This window comes from Ruegeria sp. CDSA221, assembly GCF_059611825.1.
The window spans coordinates 32,722-56,366 of record NZ_JBXWPK010000008.1 but is presented as its reverse complement, the minus strand read 5'-3'; the positions used below and the strand labels follow the sequence as shown (position 1 = coordinate 56,366).

The following is a 23,645-nucleotide window of genomic DNA, read 5'->3' as shown; positions in this document are numbered from 1 at the left end:
GCGGGCCGTTCAGTTTCCACCGGGAGAAATTAGAATTACCAGTCCATCGGGCCTTTTTCGTTGAAGGCATCGACGAGGAAATCAATGAATGCCCGCACCTTGGGCTGCGTAAAGCGGCCGGGCGGGTAGACGGCATAAACGCCTTGCACTTCATCGGGCAGCGACGGCATTGCGTCGACAACTTCGCCCGACTTCAGCGCCTCGGCATAGAGATAGCTGGGCAGATGCGCGATCCCAAGCCCCGAGACCGCAGCGTTCAACAAGGATTGCCCATCATTCACGCTGAGCCACCCGGCGGTGCGGACCTGACGTTTTTCACCCGAAGGTGCGGTCAGTTTCCACACATTGCCCGAAGACTGGCTGGAATAATGTAACAGCTTGTGTTCGTTCAGGTCGTCGATCTTTTGCGGACGCCCGAATTTCTCGATATAGGTGGGCGCGGCGACCATCCGCTTGACGGTTTCGGTCAGCTTGCGGGCGCGCAATGTACTGTCTTCCAGCTCACCAATCCGCACAGCAACGTCGAACCCTTCCGAGATCAGCTCAACATAGCGATTGTTCAGCACCATATTCACCGTGATGTCGGGATAGGCAGCTAGAAATCCTGACAGAACCGGAGAAAGGTGATTCACGCCGAAATCTGTCGCCACACTGATCCGCAGCAGACCAGAGGGGGCAGATTGCATCGAGGTGACCAGCGCATCAGCCTCGCCCGCGTCATTCAGAACGCGGCGGGCCCGGTCATAATAGGCCAGCCCGATTTCGGTTGGTGACACGCGGCGCGTCGTGCGGTTCAGCAGTCTTGCGCCCAGGCGTGCTTCCAGGCTGGAAACGTGCTTGGACACAGCCGATTTTGAGATGCCCATTTTCTTGGCCGCGTCGGTGAAACCGCCTTGGTCCACCACGTTGGCGAAGGCTTCCATTTCGGTCAGTCGGTCCATTCTTGTTCCCCAGGTGTAGGTTCTTTAACTGATCTTTACGTCAAATCTGGGCGGAAACAGGGCGGACATGGGATAATATCAGGGATTTGAATCGGATCGTTTGCGCTTGGGAAACTCTGAAACAGTGGTTTCCATATGGGCCACAAGCCTTTTGACAACGGGTATCCTCGATTTCGGGCCGAAACATGCTACCATGAGGATGGCAAATTTGTGACAACGGAGAAGATTGTGAAAGCTGTTTTAGCTATTGCCGCAACCTGCCTGTCGGCGACATTTGCTCTGGCCGGGGGTGAAACACCATCAAACCCCGAAGCGCAGGTCTATTTTGTGAAATTGTCTGACGGCGACGTTGTCCAATCTCCGGTCACCGTGGTCTTTGGCCTCAGCGGCATGGGGGTCGCGCCGGCGGGTACTGAAAAGGAAAACACCGGGCATCATCATCTGCTGATCGACCGACCGCCTTTGGGGCAGGGAGAGGACGGTGCGGATGAGTTGTCTTATGGTCTGCCCGCGGATGACAATCATATCCATTTTGGCGGCGGTCAGACCGAGGTGACGCTGGAAATGGCTGCAGGCGAACATACGCTTCAGCTAGTGCTGGGCGATGCAGGTCATGTACCGCATTCCACGCCCATCGTGTCCGAGGTGATTACGATAACCGTTGAATAAGCGATAAGAGACTTCTGCTGTTGGTATCCGGCGGGCTTTCAGGAATGCCGCCGGGCCACGGTGATGTATGGCGTTTACTTTTCCTTTCGAACCGGAAATTCTGCGTGCTAGGAAAGGGAGGGCTAGGATGTCGACAGAGTTCCTACTGACGTCTCTGATCGTTGTGCTTTTACCGGGCACCGGCGTGATCTATACGCTTGCGGTTGGGTTGGGGCGTGGCTTTTGGGCCAGTTTTGCGGCGGCGATTGGCTGTACCATAGGGATCATACCTGCTGCGCTGGCCAGTATCGTCGGTCTTGCGGCCCTGTTGCATACCAGCGCGCTGGCCTTTCTGGTGCTAAAATACCTTGGGGTGCTGTATCTGTTTTACATGGCCTGGGGGATCGTCCGGCAAGGCGGAGCATTGGATGTACAGAGCCAGAAACCCGCAAAAGGGTATGTGAAGATTGCAATCACGGGCACCTTGATCAATGTGTTGAACCCCAAGCTATCTTTGTTCTTTCTGGCCTTTCTGCCGCAATTCATTCCTGCCGGTACAGGTGCCGCCGAAGCAGAGCTGATCAAGTTGGCCTTGTCCTTCATGGCCATGACCTTTGTCGTATTTGTTGGCTATGGCGCTTTCGCTGCGGTGGCACGCGACTATGTGATCCAGCGGCCCACTGTCATGGCTTGGGTCAGGCGCTGTTTCGCCGGGGCCTTTGGGGCATTGGGTGCAAAGCTGGCGCTGGCCGACTGACCCCAATACCAGCAGAGCGATTGGCCCGGTTCTGGACCGGGCCAAGGCAAATCAGAAAGTGGTTGCCAGCCGCGTGCCCTGATTGATGGCCCGTTTGGCGTCCAATTCGGCTGCAACATCCGCGCCGCCGATCACATGTGGGGTGATGCCACGTTCGATCAACGTATCGGCCAGGCTGCGGTCCGAGATCTGGCCCGAGCACAGAACAATCGTATCCACCGCAATTACTGTCGGGTTCTCGCGTGCTTCGCCGAAACTCACATGCAGCCCGTCATCGTCGATCCGCTCATAATTCACGCCACCGACGAAATTGACGTTTTTCATCTTCAGCGTTGCGCGATGAATCCAGCCGGTGGTCTTGCCCAACCCCTTGCCATGGGCTTGCGCCTTGCGCTGCAGCAAAGTCACCTGGCGCGCGGGGACGGCAGGTTGTGGCCCTTCAGGTGCCAGCCCCGAGCGATGCTCGGCCGGGTCGGTAACGCCCCATTCCTTCATCCAGGCAGGCAAGTCGGTGGTGATGCTGTTGCCTTCTTCCAGCAGGAATTCGGACACGTCAAAGCCAATCCCACCTGCTCCGATCACGGCCACTGATTTGCCAACCGGGGTCTTGTGGCGCAGGACGTCGATATAATCGACGACATTGTCTCGGTCCTGACCAGGGATTTTCGGATCACGCGGAACGACACCGGTGGCAATTACCACCTCGTCATAACCAGTCAGATCGTCGGCGCCCACTTCGCGCTCAAGCACTACCTTAATGCCCAAATCGGCAATCATGGTGCGGTACCATTCGACCAGACCCCAGAATTCCTCTTTGCCCGGAACCTGCTTGGCCATGTTCAACTGGCCGCCGATCTCACGGGCACGGTCAAAAATGGTCACGTCATGGCCACGCTGCGCGGCGGTCATTGCGGTGGACAGGCCTGCCGGGCCCGCCCCTACGATGGCGATTTTCTTCACGCTGTCGGCCTGTGTGATCACCAGTTCGGTTTCGTGACAAGCGCGCGGGTTTACCAGGCACGAGGTCAGTTTGCCCTGGAATGTGTGATCCAGACAGGCCTGGTTGCAAGCGATGCAGGGTGCAATCGTCGCCGCCTCAGCAGCGATGGCTTTGTTAACGAAATCCGCATCTGCCAGCATCGGGCGGGCCAGCGAGACCATGTCGGCGCACCCCGTGGCAAGAACTTCTTCGGCGACCTCCGGCGTGTTAATCCGGTTTGACGTAATGACTGGGATCGAGACCTTGCCCATCAGCTTTTTGGTCACCCAAGCAAAGGCCGCGCGCGGAACGCTGGTGGCAATGGTGGGAATCCGCGCCTCGTGCCAGCCGATGCCGGTGTTGATGATCGTGGCGCCGGCCTGTTCGATCCGCTGCGCCAGTTCCACAACCTCATCATGAGTAGATCCGTTGGGAACCAGGTCAATCATCGACAAGCGGTAGATGATGATGAATTCCGTGCCGACGGCCTCGCGCGTGCGGCGGACAACTTCGATCGGCAGGCGCATCCGGTTCTCATAAGAGCCGCCCCAACGGTCCTCGCGCTTGTTGGTGTGAGTCACCAGAAATTGGTTGAGGAAATACCCTTCGGATCCCATGATCTCGACCCCGTCATAGCCCGCTTTCTGGGCCAGGACCGCGGCGTTCACGATATCGCTGATCTGTTTCTCGATACCCTCTTCGTCCAACTCGGTCGGCGGGAAAGGAGAGATCGGAGATTTCACCGGGCTGGGTGCGACACATTTCGGCCCGTAGGCATAGCGCCCCGCATGCAGGATCTGCATCGCGATCTTGCCACCGGCCTCATGCACCCGCTGGGTGACGATGGAATGGTTTGCCACTTCTTTGTCGTTGGTCATCATTGATGCCCCCGGCAGTACCGAACCTTCAAGATTTGGTCCGATCCCACCAGTCACCATCAGCGCCACGCCACCGCGCGCGCGGTCGGCATAGAACTCGGCCACCCGATTCCAATCGCCAGTCTCCTCAAGCCCGGTATGCATCGAGCCCATCAGCACGCGGTTCTTCAGCGTGGTAAAGCCCAGATCCAGCGGGGCCAGCATGTTTGGGTATGCAGTCATCCAGAACTCTCCCTTATAGAATTTGGCTGCCAGATTGACCTTCGCGTCATCTTTGTCACGCAAAACCTAACGTCATACCCTTTGCCTTGGGCCCGCTGCTTGTTACAGACGCTCCAAAGCATGTTCACGAGGCCGCGTATGACCCCCGAAGAGATTGCCAAACTGCCCTACCGCCCCTGCGTCGGGCTGATGTTGATGAATGCCGAGGGTAAGATATTCGTCGGCCAGCGCAACGACCGCCACAAGGACGCCTGGCAGATGCCTCAGGGTGGTGTGGACCAGGGTGAAGACCCGCGCGATGCGGCGCTGCGCGAGCTGTGGGAAGAAACCGGCGTCACGGCAGATCTGGTCGAGATCATCGCCGAGACCGAGGGGTGGTTGCCCTATGATCTGCCGCATGACATCGTGCCGAAGATCTGGAAAGGTCGGTATCGGGGTCAAGAGCAGAAATGGTATCTGATGCGGTTCTCTGGCCGCGACGATCAGATCAACATTCAGACTGAGCATCCCGAATTCACCCGCTGGAAATGGCAGGAACCGGAACAGCTGGTTGCCGAAATCGTGCCGTTCAAACGCGACGTGTATGAACACGTGGTTGCAGCGTTTTCGGATCACCTGAACTGACATGATCCCACAGACCTATCCCAGTCCGGACCCATGCCACCGCCGCGCCGATCTGGTCGTGCATCTTATCGGTCTGGCGTTGATTTTGACCGCTGGCGGAGCGCTGATCCGCAAATCGTACCTGATGCTCGACAGCGGGCTTATTCTTGCGGTTCTGGTTTATGTAGCCTGTGCGTTGGGCTCTAATCTGGCCTCGTGTTTTTATCACTTTTCCCGCTGGCACCAGCGTCGGCAGCTGCTACGACGCATAGACCATGCCGCAATCTATTCCAGTATCTGCGGCACCTTCACACCCTTTTTCCTGCTGGCCGGTACCGGCTGGACCATGACTTTGCTCTGGTTGTGCTGGGGGCTGACTGTGGTGGCCATCTGGAACAAGATCGCCAACAAGACGGTCAAGTCCCGATGGTCAACAGCATCCTATCTGGGTCTGGGCGCGCTGGGGCTGTGCGCCATACCCGATCTGAAAGATGTCCCCGTTTCAGTCCTGTGGTGCATTCTGGCCGGGGCGGCAAGCTACGTGATCGGCACAGTCTTTTATGCCCGCAAGACACTGCCTTTCCGCTATGCGATTTGGCACGCTTGGGTCAATCTTGGCGGCATATTCATGTTCGTAGGCATCTGGATCGCCCTATTCGTGCAGGGATAACCGTGAGGGGAGGGGCTCTGCCCCTCCCACAAATTATAGGCCAGTCCTGATCCGATTAAAGCAAGCCGCCCTGCTTGAGCAAATCGATCATATCCGCCTTGGGGCGCGGGCCGATATGGCTGATCACCTCACGGGCGCAGACATTGCCCATCTTGGCGCAAGTCTCATAGTCCCGCCCAGTGGCCATGCCAAACAGGAACCCGGCTGCGAATTGGTCGCCTGCGCCGGTGGCGTCGACGGGAACGATTTTTTCCACCGGAATGTCAAAGCGCTGACCTTCATTCAGCACAGTTACCCCGTCGCCTGACCGGGTGCAGACCACCAGAGGGCAGATATCGGCGGTTTTCGCCAGTGCATCCTCAAGATCGTCGGTTTCGAACAGGGATTTGATCTCGGCCTCGTTGCCGATCACAAAATCCAGTTCATTTTCGATCAGCAGTAGGAAATCGACCCGGTGCCGTTCAACACAGAACGGGTCAGAAATGGCGATCCCGGCCTTGCCGCCGCCCTTGTGGCAATCCCGTGCGGCCTGAAGGAACGCAGCTTTGCCTTTTTCCTTGTCGAACAAATAGCCTTCAAGGAACATGATCTGGCTGTTACCCGCGACCTCGGCTGATACATCCGCCGAGGAAAGCTCCGAGGAAATCCCCAGATAGGTGTTCATCGACCGTTCGCCGTCGGGTGAGACAAAAATCATCGAGCGCGAAGTCGGAAGCTCTCCACCCGGTACCGGCGGGTTCACGAAATCCACACCGTCCTCGTGCATCGCCTCTGCGTAGAATCGTCCCAACGCATCATCATGTACGCGTCCGATAAAGGCTGCGCTCAGTCCCAGTGCGCCGGCACCGGCAATCGTGTTCGCAACGGATCCGCCCGGCGTTTGCACGCGGCCTTCCATAGCGGCGTAAAGAAGTTCACCCCGCTCCTGTTCTATCAGCTGCATGATGCCCTTCTCGATGCCCATCAGTTCCAGAAAACTGTCATCGGCCTGAGAGATCACGTCCACAACGGCGTTTCCAATACCGGTGAGCTGGTAGGTTTTCATAGGTTCTTGTCCTCGAATTGGCAGAGATCGCGGATGATACAGGTTCCGCACATAGGTTTGCGTGCTTTGCAGTGATACCGGCCATGCAAGATAAGCCAGTGATGTGCGTGCAGTTGGAAATCGGTCGGGATGTTATCTTCGATTGCGCGTTCAACCGCATCCACATGTTTTCCCGGGCAGATGCCTGTTCGGTTTCCGACACGGAAAATATGCGTATCCACGGCCTGCGCCGGATAGCGCCACCACATGTTCAACACCACATTTGCGGTCTTACGCCCGACGCCTGGCAGCGATTGCAACGCGGCGCGGGAATTGGGAACTTCGCCGTCATACTCTTCGACCAGAATACGGCTGAGCTTGATGACGTTCTTTGCCTTTTGGCGGAATAGACCGATGGTTTTGATATGCTCGATCAGGCCATCTTCGCCCAGGTCCAGCATCTTTTGCGGGGTGTCGGCGGTTTTGAAAAGGGCGCGCGTAGCCTTGTTGACGCCGACATCGGTGGCCTGTGCAGACAGCGCCACCGCTACGACCAGAGTATAGACATTCACATGCTCTAGCTCACCCTCAGGTTCCGGGTCAGCCTGCTGAAAGCGGGTAAAAATCTCTCGGATCGTGTGGTAATCAAGTTGCTTGGCCATGCGGCGACGTATGCACGTATTGCGGCGCAGGGCAAGCCGATGGCTCGGGTAACCACACAAGCAAGAATCTGCTTAGCGGATAGCTGTGGGTTTTGGATTACGTAGGGTAAGCCTGATTCGTGTTATTCTCGCGATGCGCAGCCAATTCTTATTTCAGCGCATTTTTCCCGCATTGGCGGATATTTTATTTAATTATTGAAAGGTTGATCCATGGCGAACCCAGATCTTGCCGCAAAAATGCAGTCCCGTTATCGGTCTGTTGAGCTGGCCCATCAAGGCGACGAAGACCTCGGCCCCCTGAAATTACTGCCCGGAGTTTGGAAGAACGGCGACAGCACGCGCGGACGTGGCTGGAACATGATCGCGCTTCCGTTTGCGACCGAGCCTGGCAGCCGTCTCAACTATCGTCTGCTGGTTAATCAATTCGAGGAAACGCTTCAATTCACGACCGTTGACAAAGCGGTTCCAAACCGCGGGATTGAGCGTCCGAACCCGGCCTCAGGAGACCCGACCATTAACACCGATCAGTTTGTGGTTACGCTGGATTATCAGCAGTCCATCGCGCAGCTCTCGGCTGAAGATCGCCCCGACAGCGGACTGGCGGGACCTGCCGATCTGGCCATCCATCACGAGCCCGGTCTGTTCCTGCATATGACCAATCTGACCACAAACAATCTGAACGTTGCACGTTTGGGAACGGTGCCACATGGCGACTCGCTGTTAGGTCTTGGAGAAGCGAGCGAGATCGATGGACCGCCAACGATTCCGGTGGTGGACGGGCTGCCCGAAGGGGCCACAAAGGACCTGAACAGCGGATATCTTTCGCCCTACAAACATTATCACGATAATCCGTTCAACGGCGTTGTGACCGCCCCGGGGTTTCCAGGCTTCGACCCTGTGCACCCGCATCTGTTGCTGGCAGCTGGAATACCGAACAATGTGAAAAAAACCACGATATTGCCGTTCAACACCGCGCTTGAGGATGCCGGGATCGTCAACATTCCGTTTGTTGTCAAACAAGCCAACGCGGCGGTGATGGATTCGATCTTTTGGATCATGGAGTTGGACGAGCCGGGAATTGGCGGTGAACCCAAGCTGCTGATGATGTATCTGCAGAATGTTGGTCTGGATTTCTTCCCACGCTTTGACGGGAAGCCCGGTCTGATCCGCTGGCCGCATGTCAGCATCAACTTCATGGAAAAGGTTGCACCTCCGGAAGAGGCGGCACCTTATACCGTTATCCCGCAAGTCTGAGGGCGCAGATAGCGCAAGAATCGGGTCGCACTCTGGTCGTTAACAGGCCATCTTCTGTCTATCGAAGGAGTGCGACCATGAATGTCCAGACCCCAGAAAGCGGCTATCATTATAATGTCATGCGCCGGGCGATTGACCTGATTGATCAGGGTGGAGAGGCCCTGAGTCTTGAGGAACTGGCACAGCAGATGGATATGAGCCCCGCGCATTTCCAGCGCCTGTTCTCACGTTGGACCGGGGTATCGCCCAAGCGGTATCAGCAATATCTGACGCTGGGCCATGCCAAGGCGTTGCTGCGCGAGCGGTTCACGACACTGGAAACCGCTCTGAATGTTGGCCTGTCCGGCAGCGGTCGCCTGCATGATCTGTTCCTGAAATGGGAATCCATGAGCCCCGGCGAATATGCCCGTAGGGGTGCCGGTTTGACCATCTATTGGGGATGGTTTGAATGTCCTTTTGGTCCTGCTTTGGTGATGGGCACCGACAAGGGCATCTGCGGAATGGCCTTTGGGGCCGAAACCGGCGAAGAAAATGCCATGGCGGATATGTTGTCGCGTTGGCCCAATGCCAATTTCGTCGAGGACCCGATGCGCCTGCGGCCCTGGGCGCTCAGTGCATTTGGCGCGGTGAGCGACCGATTGGAACCAACGCCTCTGTATCTGATAGGCTCGCCCCTGCAGATCAAAGTGTGGGAAGCGCTGATGCATATCCCTTCGGGCCAGGTCACAACCTATTCCGAGATCGCGCAACGGGTGGGATCACCGCAAGCTGTGCGCGCCGTCGGGACGGCCGTGGGTCGAAACCCGGTCAGTTGGCTGATCCCTTGCCACCGCGCGCTGCGAAAATCCGGGGGGCTGGGTGGGTATCATTGGGGCCTGCCGGTGAAACGCGCCATGCTGGCCTATGAGGCGGCACAAGCAGACGCTTGATTTCTGATCAGAAAAAGCCATAGGGATCATCGAACAAAGTGATAGACCTGTCCCAAGGTTGCAGGACACCAATGCGATGATCCAGAAATTTGCCCTGTGGTCGATCCCGATTTCCATCGCGGTTCTGGCCTTGAAACTCTTGGCCTGGTGGTTGACGGGATCAGTCGCCTTGTTGTCCGATGCGATGGAATCCGTGGTCAATGTGGTCGCGGCCTTGCTGGCGTTCTTTGCGGTTTCGATCGGCGGCAAACCTCCTGACGATAATCACCCCTTTGGGCACAAGAAAGCCGAATACCTGTCTGCTGTTGTCGAAGGTGTGCTGATCGTGCTGGCGGCACTTCTAATCCTGCGAGAGGCCGTTGCCGCGCTGTCATCGTCGCATCTGGACCAGGCCCCGCTGACCGGGGTGGCAATCAATGTGCTGGCAACCGCTTTCAACGGTGCCTGGGCCTATATGTTGCTGCGGGTCGCGCGGCAGCACGCCTCTCCGGCGCTTGAGGCCAGCGCAAAGCATATCTTTACCGATGTGTTCACTTCGGTGGGCGTTGTCATCGGATTGGTGTTGGCCCTTGCCACCGGCTGGCTGATCCTGGACCCGATCCTGGCCATTCTGGTCGCCCTGAACATTCTGTGGGAGGGATGGAAGGTCATTCGCAAGTCGATTGACGGTCTGATGGACGTGTCCCTTACTGATCCCGAACTGGATGAGGTGCGGAGCATCATCGATGCAAATCTGGGCCGGGCGCTGGAATATCACGACCTGCGGGGCCGTCGATCCGCCAGCATGATCTTTGTCGAGTTCCATCTGGTCGTTGACGGTGGCATGAGCGTGGCGACGGCCCATGATATCTGTGACGATATCGAAGACGCTTTGACCGATCAGTTCCCCGGATCGGTTTTTGTGATTCATCTCGAGCCGGATTCAGAGTCTAAAGGGCCCGGCGCAGATAGCGCACGGGCCCCGAAAACAGGTTAGACGGCAGGTGGGTTACTCGGCAGCCCAGCCGCCGACGGCCTTGACCTCAAGGAAATCCTCCAGCCCCCAGACGCCGCCTTCGCGCCCGTTGCCGGATTGTTTCATGCCGCCGAACGGGGAACCCGCGCTGCGGGATTTGCCATTCATCTCGACCATACCCGACCGCAAAGCGCGGGCCATGCGGTTGGCACGGACGTTATCCTGCGTCTGGACATAGTTGGTCAGCCCATAAGGTGTGTCATTGGCGATTTCGATGGCCTCTTCCTCGGTATCGAAAGGGATCATGGTCAGAACCGGTCCAAAGATCTCTTCGCGGGCGACGGTCATCTGGTTGTTGACGTCGGCAAAGACCGTGGGCCGCACGTAATAGCCCTTGTTCAGCCCTTCGGGCCTGCCAGTGCCACCAGCGACAAGGCGCGCGCCTTCGTCGATACCCTTTTGGATCAGGTCCTGAATCTTGCCCCATTGCAGCTCATTCACAACCGGGCCGATATGGCGGCCTTCTTCCATCGCCGGGCCAACGGTGACACCTTTGGCAACCTCAGCTGCGGTTTCCACCGCCGCGTCATAGATGGGACGCTGAACCAGCATCCGGCTAGGGGCGTTACAGCTTTGACCGGTGTTGTTCATCATGTGCAGCACGCCACGTTTGACGGCCTTTTCATCCGCATCGGCAAAGACCACGTTTGCACCCTTGCCACCCAGTTCCAAATGCACCTTCTTCAGCGTATCGGCTGCGGCTTTGGAAATCGCCGTGCCCGCGCGGGTGGATCCCGTAAAGCTGACCATATCCACATCGGGGTGCGTGGACAGCTGAGACCCGACGCCAACCCCGTCACCGTTGACAAGGTTGAAGACACCGGGCGGGAATCCGGCCTCATCCATCAGCTCAGCAAAGATCATCGCGTTCAGCGGGCTTTGCTCCGAGGGTTTCAGAACCATTGTGCAGCCCGCAATCGCAGCCGCACCGACCTTCAGCGTGACCTGGTTCATTGGCCAATTCCACGGTGTGATCAGGGCGGCGACACCGACGGCCTCATAGATGATCTGGTCGTTGGGAGCGTGATCGCCCAGCGGCCGCTCGAAAGGAAACGCTTTGGTAGCGCGGATGAAATTTGCCAGGTGCCAACTTCCTGCTCCGACTTGCTGGCTACGCGCCATGTCGATCGGGGCGCCCATCTCCAACGACATTGCCTGGGCTAGATCCTCGGACCGTTCGGCATAAAGCGCGATCAGCTTTTCGACCATCGCGATGCGGGTTTCCGCCGGGGTTTCCATCCAGCCGGGCAACGCCGCCTTGGCCGCTGCAACAGCCGCGTCCGTATCGGCCTGATCGCCCAGCGAAATCACGGCACATGGTTCTTCGGTCGAGGGGTTGATGACCTGAAAATCATGCGTAACCGATGGGGCAACCCACTGACCGTTGATGTAAAAATTGCGTTTCTCGATCATGGTGCATCCTCCTGACCATGCGACGGGGATTCTTGGTTCGGCGCCACTGTGTCAGGCCTTCAGGAAACCGGCAAGCGCGATTTGATCAAATGGAATTTTGAGGTCTGGCCTAGGGCTAAAGTGACTTGCTGACTGTTTAACATCGGCGCAAAGTGATTAGGTTCTGGACAACCGACTCGGTTTTGTAATTAGCAAAGGAGATGCTTCATGGGTTTGCGCATCAACGACACCGTTCCCAATTTCACTGCAGAAACGGATCAGGGCACCATTCAGTTCCACGACTGGATTGGGGATAGCTGGGCCATTCTGTTCTCGCACCCCAAGGATTTCACTCCTGTCTGCACCACCGAGTTTTCGGCCGTCGCGCAGCTAAGCGATGAGTGGGCCGCGCGCAACACCAAGGTCCTGGGCGTTTCGGTTGACGGCGTCGAAGATCACAAGAAGTGGAAAAAGGATATCGAGGCCTATGGCAACGCGCATCCCGGTTTTCCAATCATTGCCGATGATGGTCTGGCCGTTTCAAAGGCCTTCGACATGCTGCCCGCCGAGGCCTATTTGCCGGACGGGCGTACCCCGGCCGACAGCGCGACCGTGCGGTCGGTCTTTATCATCGGGCCGGATAAGCAACTGAAGCTGTCGATGACCTATCCTATGACTGTGGGACGTAACTTTGCCGAGATTCTGCGTGCACTGGACGGGTTGCAGATGTCGTCGAAAGGCGTGGCTACCCCGGCGAACTGGGTGCCTGGCGAAGACGTAATCATTCCGCCTGCTGTCTCAAACGACGACGCCAAAGCAAAGTTTGGCGAGTTCGAGACCATCTTCCCCTATCTGCGCAAGACCAAGGCGCCGTCGTAAGACGGCCCAGGTCAGGGGGGCTGTCTGCCCCCCATCGCGCCTCGTGGCGCGATTCCCCCCGGAAGGTATTTTCAGCCAGATGAAGCAGGCGGGCGCTGCGGGTGCAGGTGCAGCTTGGCGCGGTAGGCTGCGCGCTTGAACTCTCGGGTTAATTTGTCTGACAGGGGCGGTTTTGTCTGAATGGTCGAGCCGCCGATTTCCTGTGCCACTTCCTGATTTCCGCTGCCTTGCAAGGCGTGAACCGGCTGGTCTGTCAGCCAGTGCATCTGCAAGAAGGTATCGACAGGGCGGTCGATTTGGTCGGTGGTCGCCAAAAGGCGTTCGGCGGCGTTTTTCCCCACCATCTGACATACGCATTGCAGGCCGATCACCTTGGGTAGGATCAGCCGCAGGCCATCTTGTTCTGCCAGGACCTGTGCCGGTACTTCGCGCTGTTTTACGGGGATGCGGATATAGTGATCGGGGGTGGCGATTGAGGCCAGCAACCCAAGCGCCTGTTCCATTCGCGCCCGATCTATGCGCAGGTCATCCTCGGTGATGATGGCCAGGTCGATATCGTCCTCGACCAGCTTGCGCCAGATGCGTCGATGGCTTTCGAACACGCCGATTTCTGCGGGTCGCAAGGGGAATGGGTAATGCGGGCGGTGCAGATTTCCGGAATGCAGTTCGACACCGGAAATCTGGTCAGGGTCGCGGCCATTTACGGCCTCAAACAGTTCAGCATTGGGCAGGGCCGCGCAGAGCTGATCAGCATTGGGACGGCGCGCGGTGCTCGAGGACATATGGATGACAAAGGATCGCATGCCCCGTGCATAGAACACCGCGTCAGGCGGGGAAAGAGCAACCGTGGATTAAGCCTGGCTCTGGTCGGCGGGTTCTGACGATGAGGACGTGTTGACTAGGGGTTCGGACAAAAGCTCTTCGACAAAAAAGCTGAGCAGTTGAAGCCGTCCCGAGACACCCGCCTTGCGGTAAATCGCAGCGCTTTGTGCCTTGATAGTCCCTTCTTTCGTCTGTCTCAGCTCGGCGATTTCTGCGATCGACAGACCTTTGATAGACAAGATTGCGACATCGCGTTCCGCATTGCTGAGCTGCCACTGCGTGAATTGATTTTCGATGACCTGCGAAAACGCGCCCTGCGCCACGCCCAGTTGACGCTGCATGTCCTGCACGCGCAAGCTCTGAGCCCGGATCAGGGTGATTGTCGCCACCAAACCACCGATCAGAGCCAGGGACAGGAACAATTCGAACTGGTGCAAATGCCGAAACCCGGCAGTTTCGCCGCCAAACCAATCTAGCGCCGCATCGGTCAGGAAAAAGGTGGCGCAGACAGCCTGCACCACCAGAAGGAGCCAGAGTATAGACGTCTGTGAAATCTTCATAGCGCTCCTTTAAGACTGTCTGGTCAGTCGTCGTCCTCTTCAAGCTCGATCGCGGTGACAACGCCATCGGTCTTGTTCAGGACCAGTTCAGTTTCCACGCCATCTTTGACGAGTTCAACCTCGATCTCGCCATCTTCGAATTCGATCTCTTCGATCTGGTATCCCTGCGCCTCGAGAGTGGTGCGGATATCGGTCTCGGTGGTGCCCAGCTTGTCCCCGACTGTCACGTTGGCAAAAGCCAGCACCGGGGCGGTCGCGATCAGTCCGGTCAGAGTCAGCATTTTGAAGGTCTCCATTTCGCATCTCCTAGATTTGTTGCGTCGATGTAGAAGACGTGGGTTCGCCTTGCCGGTGGTGCGATTGGATTTCGGTTGAATTGGGCGGAATTGGTCCAAGGTTTATGCTGACTGAACAAAAAAAGACCCCGGACAAAGCCGGGGTCTTTCGAGAAATCAGAGGGGCGAGCAGATTATTCTGCGCCTTCCTCTTTCTTTTCTTTCTTCTCAGGTGCGATCTCTTCGCCGGTTTCCTGATCGACGATTTTCATCGACAGGCGCACCTTGCCGCGGTCGTCAAAGCCCAGCAGCTTGACCTTCACTTCCTGGCCTTCCTTCAGAACATCCGATGGATGGTTCAGGCGACGGTTTTCGATCTGGGACACATGGACCAGACCGTCGCGCTTGCCAAAGAAGTTCACGAAAGCACCAAAGTCGACGATCTTGACCACTTTACCGGTGTAGATCTGGCCTTCTTCGGGTTCGGCAACGATCGAATGGATCATCTCATAGGCCTTCTTGATCGATTCCCCATCGGGCGAGGCGATCTTGATCACGCCATCGTCGTTGATGTCGACCTTGGCACCCGAGACTTCGACGATTTCGCGGATGACTTTGCCGCCGGAACCGATCACTTCACGGATCTTGTCGGTGGGGATGTTCATGGTCTCGATGCGCGGTGCGTGGACCGAGAAATCATTGGTCTCGGACAGGGCTTTGCCCATCTCGCCCAGGATGTGCATCCGGCCGTCCTTGGCTTGCGCCAGGGCTTTCTCCATGATCTCGGGCGTGATGCCCGCAACCTTGATGTCCATCTGCAGAGAGGTGATGCCGTTTTCGGTACCCGCAACCTTGAAGTCCATGTCGCCCAGGTGGTCTTCGTCACCCAGAATGTCCGACAGGATCGCGTAATCGCCGTCATCTTCCAGGATCAGACCCATGGCAACACCGGCAACCGGTGCTTTCAGCGGAACGCCCGCATCCATCATCGACAGCGAACCGCCGCAGACCGACGCCATCGAGCTGGAGCCGTTGGATTCGGTGATCTCGGACACGATGCGGATCGTGTAGGGGAAGTCGGTTGCCGCAGGCAGAACCGCCTGCAACGCGCGCCATGCCAGTTTGCCGTGACCAATCTCACGACGACCCGGAGGGCCCACGCGACCCGCTTCACCAACCGAATACGGAGGGAAGTTATAATGCAGCAGGAAGTTCGATTTGAAGTTGCCGTGCAGGGCGTCGATGAACTGTTCATCATCACCGGTGCCCAGCGTGGTCACTGCCAGCGCCTGTGTTTCACCACGGGTGAACAGGGCCGAGCCGTGTGTCCGCGGCAGCATCGAGGTTTCTGCAACGATCGAGCGGATATCGGTGGTCGAGCGACCGTCGATCCGCTTACCGCCTTTGACGACGTCGCCGCGCAGGATGCCTGCTTCCAGCTTTTTCATCGCCGAGCCAAGGTTCGCGTCTTCCAGCTGTTCCTCGGTCAGGGCTTCCTTGATCGCGTCACGGGCAGCGGAAACAGCGGCGGTGCGCTCTTGCTTGTCGGTGATCGCGAAGGCGGCGCGCATCTGCTCTTCACCGGCGGCCTTAACGGCAGCGGACAGCTCAGAATAATCGGGCGCCTGGAAATCAAACGGCTCTTTTGCCGCGTCTTCGGCCAGCGAAATGATCAGGTCGATCACCGGCTGGATCTGTTCATGTGCAAATTTGACCGCACCCAGCATCTCGGCCTCGGACAGCTCGTAAGCTTCGGATTCAACCATCATCACGGCGTCTTTGGTACCGGCAACAACCAGATCTAGACGCTGTTCAGGGTTCAGGCGCAGGTCCTGCATGTCGTCTACGGTCGGGTTCAGGATGTAATCGCCATCCTCGAAACCAACGCGGCACCCAGCAATCGGGCCTCTGAACGGTGCGCCGGAAATGGTCAGCGCGGCAGAGGCTGCGATCATCGCAACCATGTCGGGGTCGTTGACCAGATCGTGGCTGAGGACGGTGCACATCACCAGAACTTCGTTTTTGAAGCCGTCAACAAACAGCGGGCGGATCGGCCGGTCGATCAGACGCGCGGTCAGCGTCTCTTTTTCAGTCGGGCGCGCCTCGCGCTTGAAAAAGCCACCCGGAACTTTACCGGCGGCATAATATTTCTCTTGGTAGTGGACGGTCAGCGGGAAAAAGTCCTGACCGGGTTTTTGCTTCCGCGCAAAGGTCACGTTTGCCATCACGCTGGTCTCGCCCAGCGTGGCAATCACACTGCCGTCCGCCTGACGGGCAACCTTGCCGGTTTCCAGTGTCAGCGTCTCTTCGCCCCACTGAATTGATTTCTTTGTTACATCAAACATTTGCGTATCCTAGAAGGGAGCACTCCCGCCCCTGCGGGTCTCCCGTTTGCGTGGCGGCCCCATTGCCGCCGACCCCACTTTATCTTCCATTCGAGTGCCGGAGTCAGAGCACAACGTCTCAGATGGACCGCCCATACAGCAGTTTGGGGGCTTTGGAAAGGCAGGAGTTCCGAGGAAGAGTAAGGGTATAAAGGGCGCATGCCCGATCCATCGAGGATCGGGCATGCGCTGCGATCCTACAGGATCGCGTGGGCCAGGATCATGACGATACCACAGCCCAGCGCATAGCCGGTGTCGACCGCAATGGCGAAGCCGCTTTTCTGCGCCCATGTCCCGACACATGCCGCTTGCGCCGCGACGGCCAGGATCGCAAGCAGGGCGACGCCCAGGCTATTGGTAGTCTCGGTCACCGCGATTACCGCAGCCAGCAGGATCAGGAACACGATCTGTGTGGCCATCGCGCCCAGTGGCGGGGTTTCGGGCGGCGTCGGGTCGATGCGGGTGCCTTCGGCCCAGCGTTTCTGAAAGCCCATAGGGCCGTAGACCAGCCAGCCCAACAAAAAGGCAGCGACCACCCCTGCACCGAGGGCCAGCCAGTTGATCATAGTGCCGTCTCCAGCGCCGCAAGGATAGCGGTCCAGCCGCCCTCGTGATTGTCCCGGCTTTCCTGCGACGGAAAGCGGATGTGGTGCAGCCGCAGCTCGGTGCCCTTTTCGGTGAGTGTGAAATCCAGTGTGACCGTGGAATCGTCTTGGCTGTAGGGCGAATTCCAGGTGAATTGCAGACGGTTGGGGCGGTCGATGACCTTGTATTCGCCCTCATGCGGCAGATCGCCAGCCTCTGGCGCGCGCATGATGATTTTGAACCGGCCGCCGACCTTGGCGTCGGAATGCGCTTCGGGCACGGTCATGCCCGGTGCCGGCAGCATGAATTTTGCCAGCATCTCGGGGTTGAGCCAAGCATCAAACACCTTTTCGGGTGGATGTGGAATGGCGCGCGTTATTTCAAGTGACAGGTCCGTCATCTTCTGGGTCCTCCAAAGCAGTTTCCAAGGCGTCCAGCCGAAGCGCCCAAATCGAACGCAACCCGGCAAACCAAGAATCAACGGCTGATAAAGGAGCCATCTGAACCTCGATCAGATGTTCGCGCCATTCGGTCCGGCGCTGCACCAGCTCGGCGTTTTCCAGCACCTTGATGTGCTTGGAGACCGAGTTGAGGCTCATATCGAATTGCCGCGCTATGTCCGTCACCCGCAAAGGTCCCTGCTGCGCAAGCATTGTTAGAATAGCGCGGCGGGTCGGGTCGGACGCGGCCTTCAATATTGCATTGAGGTCATATCGACTCTCTCGTTCAACCATTTGGATGAATTACAACCTTATTCTGCTTCAGTCAACCATTTGGGTGAATAACATGTTGAAACCCTGATTGACCAGTCGCCAAATGCACCCTTTGGATAAGGGTTTGGCCATGATCGGTACCGATGTGGCCGAATACAGTCTGAATCAGGTAAACTTTGGGGCGGACATGTGTGGCTACCGATGTTGGTGGAGCCACTGATTACGGGTGAGATCGGACCGTATTGGCCCCGGCCTCCAGCTTAAAGAAGAAGATCCATTCTATTATGATCGTGCAGAAAGCGGTTTTCATATATCCGGGATCAAAGCGGGTCTGGGCCTATTGCAACGAATCTTCTTTGCTACGCGGTTGGGGAAACCCCAGTTCTTCTTCTTTCAGTATACCGCGGAGGATTGCGGCAGTTTCCACCTCGGACATTTTTTTTACGATGCCATCTGTGCCAGAGACCATTGTTGACTTTTTTTCTGATTTAGGAGCCTGGGAAAGATTAGCTGCAAAAACGCGGTTCAAAACTGATTTTAGAGGCATTGTTAAACTCCAGTAAAATAGTCGTCAGACACTGTCGCTGCGGGCCAGTCCGAACCACGAGGGTGGGAGGGCTCAAAGACCGTTTGCCGTGAGTGTGTACCCGCAGCGACAGGCGGCATTTAGGAACCGACCGATCCTGTGCAAAGGGGGAAGATATTGGCCTTTCGCGTCATTTTTTGACTCTCTGATAAAAAAACACGACGTTGCTTACGTTTACGTCAACTTTCTAAACCAGCGCTGAGATTCTGCGACGCAACGTCACAATTTGACACCTGTTCATCACGGGCAAATTCAACGGTCCTGAAGGCAAAAAAGCGGCCGCCTTTAGGGGCGATTCTATCGTGTAAGCAGGCGGAACCGTGGCTCCCAATAAAAACGGGCGCGCCCATTGTGGGCGCGCCCTGAAAAGGGAGGACTATGAAAAACCTAACGCTCGAAAAAAAATAAGCGCCTACTCACTACAGTTCCTAGACTGCAGCGATTTGAGCAGCTTGTCGGTGAAGTGGATCACACGGCGCGAAAAAAGTTTCCATCGTCCGAGATGTTGTCGTGATCGGTCATCGATAAGGCAGCGAAAGGCTTTGCTTCAAGGTCGTAGAGAACCCCAAAACCAAATACGCCCGCCGAATGGCGAGCGTATCATGATCTATTGGCTTTTCAGCGTCTGTATCAAAAACAGCAGCGCGCGCTTAGCGGCGGATGCCCAGCTTTTTGATCAGGTCCTGGTACCGTGCTTCTTCTTTGCCTTTCAGATAGTCCAGCAGCTTACGGCGCTGGGCAACCATCTTCAGAAGACCACGGCGACCGTGGTTGTCTTTCTTGTGGGTCTTGAAGTGCTCGGTCAGGGTGGTGATGCGCGAGGTCAGGATGGCAACCTGGACTTCTGGCGAACCGGTGTCGCCGTCCTTGGTTGCGAATTCTTTCATGACGCGATCTTTTTCAGCGGCAGTAATCGACATCGGGGTCTCCTTTGAAAAGGTTAGGGTTGATGGCACAGGCCGGGATGTCGTCCAGCGCAGGCCCATGGAGAAAACCGCATCGATTCCGACACGGATGCGCGCATATAGGCGCATTTGCGGTCAATGGCAAAGGGATTCTGGAAATTCAGCCCAGCGCGCTGAGCTGCGCCAGATCGCCTGAGGATATCAGTTGAATGTCATCGGCGCTGACTCCGTCTGCCCCGATCAGTTGCACCACGTTCTGCCCGTCGACAATAACATGGGTCAGGTTCTCGTCTTCGGTGTCTGTCTTGATCTGAATGTCCGGGTTTTCCTGACCTTCCCATGAGATCAGCAGCTTGTCTTGACCGGGCTGAAAATCCATGACGGTTACGGCGTCGTCATCCGGTTCGGGCGAAACAGCGATGTCATCATCGCCTTCGCCTCCGGTTACGATATCCCCGCTTTCAGCAATGATCGTATCATCCCCGGCGCCACCGTTCAGGAAATCCACCGCGTCGGGGTGCCCTCCATCCTGACCGTCCAGAATATCGTCGCCATCACCGCCGAACAGCACGTCCTCGCCTTCGCCACCGCTCAACCGGTCATCACCAAACCCGCCATGCAGTGCGTCATCGCCTTCACCGCCGGTCAGAATGTCGTCATCTTGCCCGCCATACAGCTCATCCTCGCCCATCCCACCCTCCAGGTGATCTGCGCCGAAATGCCCGAAAAGAGCATCATCCCCCTCACCGCCCGAGATTTGATCATCGCCCGCTTCGCCGTGAATGACATCCTGGCCAGTGTCGCCAAAGATCGAATCTGCACCTGTTCCCCCATGCAGGGTGTCATCGCCTTCGCCACCATAAATCGTGTCATCCCCCGCATATCCATTGATCTGATCGTCGCCGTCCTGGCCGGTCAGGATGTCCAGATCCTCGGTACCCGCGATGATCATGTCGCCCTCGATTTCGGATATGATCGTCCCGGTCGAAATCTCGGGCGCTTCGGGTTCCTCGACATTCTCACCGACGTCAAGGAATTCGCCGGTTTCGACCGCAGGAGGCTGGTCGTCGGCGACATCGTCCTCACCGGGATCTTCATCTATGTCAAAGACATCGCCGATGGCATAGGCGGCCCCGCCGACAGCTGCCAGACTCAGCAATCCGATCAGAAACATGACAACCTCCTTGAACGCATTGCTTCGAGGGTGAAATGTCTCATGCAATCAGGGCTTTGGTCAAAGCCTAGCTGAGCTTGTGGTTAACCCTTTGTCACCAGGGTTCGGGGTTTTGCGTGTAAGCGATATAGAGCGGATGCTTGGGGTGGCCGTCCTTGGTAAGCCCAAGGTGGTACATCGGCTGACCGGTGTCGCGCAGCAGGGTTTCGACGGCGGTGCCTCGATCCAAATGCGCGCCATGGGTACCCCAGGCAGCTATGACCTGATCGGCCCAATTTACGCCTTCCAGAATGGCCGTGTCATTCTCTGGCCCCACCGGATCGGCGGCGGCGCGCATCTTGCGCGGGTCAGTATCGCGCCAGGCAAAGATATTTGTGACCTGAAACGCCCCGAACCCCAGCGCCCGTGCCCGGCGTTCGCAGCGTTCAACCGTTGGATCGTTTTGCACCTCGGTCGCTGTTGAGGGGTTTAGCATCACAAACAGCGCCTTGCGCCCGGACGGATCCCAGATGCGCGTCAGGCTATAGCGGTATCTCTCGCAATCCGAATAAACAGCGGTCGAGGGCGCGTCGCCCTTGGTATGTGTGCGCGTGATCATGGGTTTCGACTAGCACGCAGATTACGTGACGAACACCCGGCTGGGATGCAATTCGCCGGATTTATAGATGCCGACCGCCACCGCCTGACCATCCAGCGAGGCCCAGGCCTCATCCCCGTATTCCACATCGGACGCCAGAACCATACCAGGGTTGCCGTTACGCAGACGGGTCGCACCTTCGGGGGTGCATTTCAGTTCGGGCAGGTCCGATAGGCCAGTTTCCAGCGGGTGCAGGTAATCATCCAGCGCGGTGGTTTTGGCCATCTCGTCGATCTGTTCAATGCTCAGTCCGTCTTTGGTCTCGAACGGGCCGGACCAGATACGGCGCAGCTCGCGGACATGGCCGTAGCATCCCAGCGCCGCGCCCAGATCACGCGCGATCGATCGGACATAACCACCCTTGCCGCAGGTCATTTCCAGCATGACGTGGTCGGCATCTGGGCGATCAACCAGAACCAGTTCCTCGACCCACAAGGGGCGGGCGGCCAATTCCACATCCTCGCCATCGCGGGCCAGTTTATAGGCACGCTGCCCGTCGATCTTCACCGCCGAGAATTTCGGCGGGACTTGCATGATTTCACCGATAAAGGGCGCGAGGGCCTCTTTGATGTCATCATCCGAAGGGCGCGCATCGCTGCTTGCGATCACCTCGCCCTCGGCGTCATCGGTATTGGTGGCCTGACCCAGTCGCACGGTGAAGGTATAGGCCTTGAGTGCGTCGGTGATATAGGGAACGGTCTTGGTCGCCTCACCCAAAGCCACGGCCAGAACGCCGGTGGCCTCGGGGTCCAGCGTGCCCGCATGGCCCGCCTTCTTTGCGTCCATTGCCCAGCGCACCTTGTTGACCACGGCGGTCGAGGTCATGCCCGCGGGCTTGTCCACCACCAGCCAACCGGAAATGTCGCGACCCTTGCGTTTGCGTCCCATTGTGCACCTTGTTCTATGCCGAGGCGCGCGAGTTAGCGGATCGGTCTGGCCCTGTCAATTTCAGGGCGTGTCTTCAACCACACCGACAATCGGCCCCAGCGAGAACCCGACATCGGATCTGCTGTTCGCCCGGTCATACATGCGAGAGATATTGCCGTCGAAGAACAGCGCATTCGGCGTTTCCAGCACATCGCGGAACAGGCTGCCGAATTGGTGGAAGGTGACGTAATCCTCGGAAATGGCGAACACCGCGCGGGTGCCATCGGCGCTGGTGCCCACGCCATTGCGCACATAAACAGACGTCGAATCAGGCAGGAACCTTGGGTGCAGCTCTCCGTCGATGACAAGCATCGGGCCGGATTGGCTGGCAAAGCGACATTCGAGGGCTTGATCTATAAAGTCCAGCGTCTCGAACACGTCGGCGCGGCCCTCGCGGATGCAGAACACCCCGTTGGGCAGAAGGCCGAAATTTCCGGGGCCGGGGTTCGGGATCACACGCATCTGCTCCTGCCCGTCCTCGACATAATGGCCGACGGGCGAGCGGTCGTCGTGATACATGCCTGCGTTCATCGCAAAGGCCAGACGCTTGCCAACGGGCTCCAGCGCCTCATTCACCGCCGAGAAATGCCCTAGCAGGTCGCCATTCTCGTCATTGAGGAACAAGCGCATGTCCTCATTCGCGGCATCCACCTCGCAGACAGTGTAGCGTTTGTCACTATGCGTGACCTTTTCGCATGTCACTGCCCCGGTTTGTGCCGCCCACAGGAAAGCGCCCAAAGTGACAAATGCCCGGATCACTCGTCGAGATCGCGGCGCACCGCGTCCTGATCGAACATGCGGCGGGTGTCATCCAAACGGTCGAATGTGTCATCCAGCCGGAATCGCAGATCGGGGGAGAATTTCAGCCCGACCTTTTTACCAACCATGCGCCGCAGCTCGTGTTTGTTGCGGGCCAGCAGTTCGATTACATCCTCCTGCCCTTTGCCGCCCAGGGGCAGCACAAAGGCGGTGGCGATCTTCAGATCGGGTGAGGTGCGCACCTCACCCACGGTGATTGACATGCGATTCAGGTCGGGATCGTGGACATCTCCGCGCGCCAGAACCTCGGACAGGGTGCGGCGGATCAGTTCGCCGACACGCAGCTGTCGTTGGGACGGGCCGGGGCCATCGTGGAATTTGTTCTTAGCCATATCCCCGATCTAAGCGCAAAGCGGGGCTTTGCCAAGCGGGTGCGAACCGGGTAGGAGGCTTTGAGCCAATCAA

27 protein-coding genes are annotated in these 23,645 nt (G+C 57.6%); 8 read left to right on the top strand and 19 right to left on the bottom strand.

Annotated elements, in window-relative coordinates; genetic code table 11:
• Nucleotides 1-35: 35 nt before the first annotated feature.
• Nucleotides 36-941 carry a LysR family transcriptional regulator gene (locus AC2FJ5_RS13450; protein ID WP_271952071.1) on the bottom strand — a complete coding sequence of 302 codons (906 nt, stop codon included), beginning with the start codon at nucleotides 939-941 and terminating at the stop codon, nucleotides 36-38.
• A gap of 228 nt (nucleotides 942-1,169) precedes the next feature.
• Between AC2FJ5_RS13450 and AC2FJ5_RS13445 the strand changes: the two genes are divergently transcribed.
• Both AC2FJ5_RS13445 and AC2FJ5_RS13440 read left to right on the top strand, forming a co-directional pair.
• Nucleotides 1,170-1,610, top strand: coding sequence for a DUF4399 domain-containing protein (locus AC2FJ5_RS13445; RefSeq protein WP_281973795.1), 441 nt, complete (start codon nucleotides 1,170-1,172; stop codon nucleotides 1,608-1,610).
• Nucleotides 1,611-1,737: 127 nt separating this feature from the next.
• Entirely contained in the window at nucleotides 1,738-2,346 is a 609-nt protein-coding gene (locus AC2FJ5_RS13440; protein WP_496697784.1) for a LysE family translocator, read from the top strand.
• 51 nt (nucleotides 2,347-2,397) lie between these two features.
• On the opposite strand, the gene AC2FJ5_RS13435 is transcribed toward AC2FJ5_RS13440, so the two are convergent.
• A complete protein-coding gene (locus tag AC2FJ5_RS13435; protein WP_496793654.1) occupies nucleotides 2,398-4,425 on the bottom strand; it encodes an FAD-dependent oxidoreductase in 2,028 nt (675 codons plus the stop codon).
• Between the two features lie 138 nt (nucleotides 4,426-4,563).
• Between AC2FJ5_RS13435 and AC2FJ5_RS13430 the strand changes: the two genes are divergently transcribed.
• Together AC2FJ5_RS13430 and trhA are read left to right on the top strand one after the other, a co-directional pair.
• Nucleotides 4,564-5,049 (top strand): RNA pyrophosphohydrolase, encoded by a 486-nt coding sequence (locus AC2FJ5_RS13430; RefSeq protein WP_496709464.1) that lies wholly within the window; start codon nucleotides 4,564-4,566, stop codon nucleotides 5,047-5,049.
• Between the two features lies 1 nt (nucleotide 5,050).
• Nucleotides 5,051-5,698: a PAQR family membrane homeostasis protein TrhA gene (trhA, locus tag AC2FJ5_RS13425; protein ID WP_496697780.1), complete on the top strand. Its 648-nt coding sequence runs from the start codon at nucleotides 5,051-5,053 to the stop codon at nucleotides 5,696-5,698.
• 55 nt (nucleotides 5,699-5,753) lie between these two features.
• Here trhA and AC2FJ5_RS13420 read toward each other — a convergent pair whose 3' ends face one another.
• On the bottom strand, nucleotides 5,754-6,743 hold the full coding sequence (locus tag AC2FJ5_RS13420) for an adenosine kinase (protein ID WP_496709465.1): 990 nt from the start codon (nucleotides 6,741-6,743) through the stop codon (nucleotides 5,754-5,756).
• On the bottom strand, nucleotides 6,740-7,384 hold the full coding sequence (nth, locus tag AC2FJ5_RS13415) for an endonuclease III (protein WP_271952085.1): 645 nt from the start codon (nucleotides 7,382-7,384) through the stop codon (nucleotides 6,740-6,742). The genes AC2FJ5_RS13420 and nth overlap by 4 nt, the downstream gene beginning before the upstream one ends.
• Before the next feature lie 210 nt (nucleotides 7,385-7,594).
• Between nth and AC2FJ5_RS13410 the strand changes: the two genes are divergently transcribed.
• The 3 genes from AC2FJ5_RS13410 (at nucleotide 7,595) to AC2FJ5_RS13400 (ending at nucleotide 10,543) form a co-directional block, all read left to right on the top strand.
• A complete protein-coding gene (locus tag AC2FJ5_RS13410) occupies nucleotides 7,595-8,638 on the top strand; it encodes a heme-binding protein (protein WP_496793653.1) in 1,044 nt (347 codons plus the stop codon).
• Nucleotides 8,639-8,715: 77 nt separating this feature from the next.
• Entirely contained in the window at nucleotides 8,716-9,567 is an 852-nt protein-coding gene (locus AC2FJ5_RS13405) for a bifunctional helix-turn-helix domain-containing protein/methylated-DNA--[protein]-cysteine S-methyltransferase (protein ID WP_281973788.1), read from the top strand.
• A 76-nt stretch (nucleotides 9,568-9,643) separates the two neighbouring features.
• Entirely contained in the window at nucleotides 9,644-10,543 is a 900-nt protein-coding gene (locus tag AC2FJ5_RS13400; protein ID WP_496793651.1) for a cation diffusion facilitator family transporter, read from the top strand.
• A gap of 12 nt (nucleotides 10,544-10,555) precedes the next feature.
• Here the strand turns inward: AC2FJ5_RS13400 and AC2FJ5_RS13395 are convergent, their stop codons facing one another.
• Complete coding sequence (locus AC2FJ5_RS13395; RefSeq protein WP_496793650.1) at nucleotides 10,556-11,995, bottom strand: aldehyde dehydrogenase family protein; 1,440 nt, start codon at nucleotides 11,993-11,995, stop codon at nucleotides 10,556-10,558.
• Nucleotides 11,996-12,202: 207 nt separating this feature from the next.
• On the opposite strand from AC2FJ5_RS13395, the gene AC2FJ5_RS13390 reads away from it, so the two are divergent.
• Nucleotides 12,203-12,853 (top strand): peroxiredoxin, encoded by a 651-nt coding sequence (locus AC2FJ5_RS13390; RefSeq protein WP_142639998.1) that lies wholly within the window; start codon nucleotides 12,203-12,205, stop codon nucleotides 12,851-12,853.
• 71 nt (nucleotides 12,854-12,924) lie between these two features.
• Here AC2FJ5_RS13390 and AC2FJ5_RS13385 read toward each other — a convergent pair whose 3' ends face one another.
• The 14 genes from AC2FJ5_RS13385 to rbfA all read right to left on the bottom strand — a co-directional run bounded on the left by AC2FJ5_RS13385 (nucleotide 12,925) and on the right by rbfA (nucleotide 23,572).
• Nucleotides 12,925-13,656 carry a glycosyltransferase family 25 protein gene (locus AC2FJ5_RS13385; protein WP_142640000.1) on the bottom strand — a complete coding sequence of 244 codons (732 nt, stop codon included), beginning with the start codon at nucleotides 13,654-13,656 and terminating at the stop codon, nucleotides 12,925-12,927.
• Between the two features lie 48 nt (nucleotides 13,657-13,704).
• The gene (locus AC2FJ5_RS13380) at nucleotides 13,705-14,235 is read right to left on the bottom strand and encodes a helix-turn-helix transcriptional regulator (RefSeq protein ID WP_496729595.1); all 531 of its coding nucleotides are present in this window, start codon (nucleotides 14,233-14,235) and stop codon (nucleotides 13,705-13,707) included.
• 23 nt (nucleotides 14,236-14,258) lie between these two features.
• Nucleotides 14,259-14,531 (bottom strand): PepSY domain-containing protein, encoded by a 273-nt coding sequence (locus AC2FJ5_RS13375; protein WP_142640003.1) that lies wholly within the window; start codon nucleotides 14,529-14,531, stop codon nucleotides 14,259-14,261.
• Nucleotides 14,532-14,704: 173 nt separating this feature from the next.
• On the bottom strand, nucleotides 14,705-16,855 hold the full coding sequence (gene pnp, locus AC2FJ5_RS13370) for a polyribonucleotide nucleotidyltransferase (RefSeq protein WP_496697763.1): 2,151 nt from the start codon (nucleotides 16,853-16,855) through the stop codon (nucleotides 14,705-14,707).
• Nucleotides 16,856-17,091: 236 nt separating this feature from the next.
• On the bottom strand, nucleotides 17,092-17,460 hold the full coding sequence (locus AC2FJ5_RS13365) for a DUF1761 family protein (RefSeq protein WP_496709469.1): 369 nt from the start codon (nucleotides 17,458-17,460) through the stop codon (nucleotides 17,092-17,094).
• Nucleotides 17,457-17,879 carry an SRPBCC family protein gene (locus tag AC2FJ5_RS13360; protein WP_496793648.1) on the bottom strand — a complete coding sequence of 141 codons (423 nt, stop codon included), beginning with the start codon at nucleotides 17,877-17,879 and terminating at the stop codon, nucleotides 17,457-17,459. Before AC2FJ5_RS13360 ends, AC2FJ5_RS13365 begins: the two co-directional genes overlap by 4 nt.
• Nucleotides 17,860-18,213, bottom strand: coding sequence for an ArsR/SmtB family transcription factor (locus AC2FJ5_RS13355; protein WP_142640011.1), 354 nt, complete (start codon nucleotides 18,211-18,213; stop codon nucleotides 17,860-17,862). Before AC2FJ5_RS13355 ends, AC2FJ5_RS13360 begins: the two co-directional genes overlap by 20 nt.
• 316 nt (nucleotides 18,214-18,529) lie before the next feature.
• Nucleotides 18,530-18,739: a hypothetical protein gene (locus AC2FJ5_RS13350; RefSeq protein WP_496793647.1), complete on the bottom strand. Its 210-nt coding sequence runs from the start codon at nucleotides 18,737-18,739 to the stop codon at nucleotides 18,530-18,532.
• 689 nt (nucleotides 18,740-19,428) lie between these two features.
• Complete coding sequence (rpsO, locus tag AC2FJ5_RS13345) at nucleotides 19,429-19,698, bottom strand: 30S ribosomal protein S15 (RefSeq protein ID WP_142640015.1); 270 nt, start codon at nucleotides 19,696-19,698, stop codon at nucleotides 19,429-19,431.
• A 145-nt stretch (nucleotides 19,699-19,843) separates the two neighbouring features.
• The gene (locus AC2FJ5_RS13340; protein ID WP_496793646.1) at nucleotides 19,844-20,857 is read right to left on the bottom strand and encodes a calcium-binding protein; all 1,014 of its coding nucleotides are present in this window, start codon (nucleotides 20,855-20,857) and stop codon (nucleotides 19,844-19,846) included.
• A 94-nt stretch (nucleotides 20,858-20,951) separates the two neighbouring features.
• A complete protein-coding gene (locus AC2FJ5_RS13335) occupies nucleotides 20,952-21,455 on the bottom strand; it encodes a DUF1643 domain-containing protein (RefSeq protein ID WP_496793644.1) in 504 nt (167 codons plus the stop codon).
• 21 nt (nucleotides 21,456-21,476) lie between these two features.
• Entirely contained in the window at nucleotides 21,477-22,382 is a 906-nt protein-coding gene (gene truB / locus AC2FJ5_RS13330) for a tRNA pseudouridine(55) synthase TruB (protein ID WP_496693049.1), read from the bottom strand.
• Between the two features lie 60 nt (nucleotides 22,383-22,442).
• Nucleotides 22,443-23,180 (bottom strand): phosphodiester glycosidase family protein, encoded by a 738-nt coding sequence (locus tag AC2FJ5_RS13325; RefSeq protein WP_496793642.1) that lies wholly within the window; start codon nucleotides 23,178-23,180, stop codon nucleotides 22,443-22,445.
• The gene (gene rbfA / locus AC2FJ5_RS13320) at nucleotides 23,177-23,572 is read right to left on the bottom strand and encodes a 30S ribosome-binding factor RbfA (protein WP_142640024.1); all 396 of its coding nucleotides are present in this window, start codon (nucleotides 23,570-23,572) and stop codon (nucleotides 23,177-23,179) included. The genes AC2FJ5_RS13325 and rbfA overlap by 4 nt, the downstream gene beginning before the upstream one ends.
• Between the last annotated feature and the right edge of the window lie 73 nt (nucleotides 23,573-23,645).